This window comes from Bacteroides sp. Marseille-P3684 (genome assembly GCF_900291465.1).
Lineage (GTDB): Bacteria > Bacteroidota > Bacteroidia > Bacteroidales > Bacteroidaceae > Phocaeicola_A.
In genome coordinates, this window is record NZ_LT985810.1 from 1 (window position 1) to 832 (window position 832).

The 832-nt window shown below is 41.5% G+C and carries 1 pseudogene; it reads left to right on the forward strand.

Annotated features, from left to right (window positions below):
• A pseudogene (locus tag C8275_RS14905) lies at positions 1-368 on the forward strand (transposase); the annotation flags it as partial.
• Between the last annotated feature and the right edge of the window lie 464 nt (positions 369-832).

The following is an 832-nucleotide window of genomic DNA, read 5'->3' on the forward strand; positions in this document are numbered from 1 at the left end:
CCAATACAAATATCCCGACCGGTGAAGTATATGCCGCATATCATAACCTATGGCATGTCGAAAGGGCTTTCCGCATCTCAAAATCGAAGATAGAGATACGACCAATGTTCCACTTCACCCACCGCAGGATAAAGGCACACGTATGCATCTGTTTTGTGGCATTGAAAGTTTATAAGGAACTGGAGCGGCTGCTGAAACTATCCAATATCAATATGAGTGTCGACAAGGTTTTGGCACTTGCGCAGACGATTGTAACAATACAGATGACACTGCCCAAGAACAAACAGGTTATCAATCGAACTATGCTGATGAAACGACATCAATGTATCGCGCCATTATTCTCTGATGAGTTTTGGGTGACACGTTGACGAAGTCAGGAAAGATTGATGCCCTGCCGCTTCACCGGGCTATATCCCCAGCTGTGAAGATACTCTTCCAGCCTGATTTGTTTTGCTGTCTGTATATCCATAAATGATTGTCTTTATCGGTTATTGCTTGTTTTTCTTTTCGCCAGTACCTTTTCATATAGGTTGCTAGCTGTATAACCACTTCACTTTATTGTCGTATATATAGGATATGGCTTAAAGTGAAGCGGTTTGATGCACTCCTGCAACCACTTCGCTTTATCCTAATATATAGGGATATTCAGTAAAATAAAATACAATGGCCTATGAAGATGTGAAAGTATAATCACTTCATATGCCATTTTTCCTGACTTTGACAATGCGTCACCCTGCTTTATTTTTGTCTTGATCTAATGCCTCCAACAATGGTTTGATGGTCTCCTGCTGTGGTGTTGTGAATAGAGTCTCAGTATATACCGAGCCGTTGG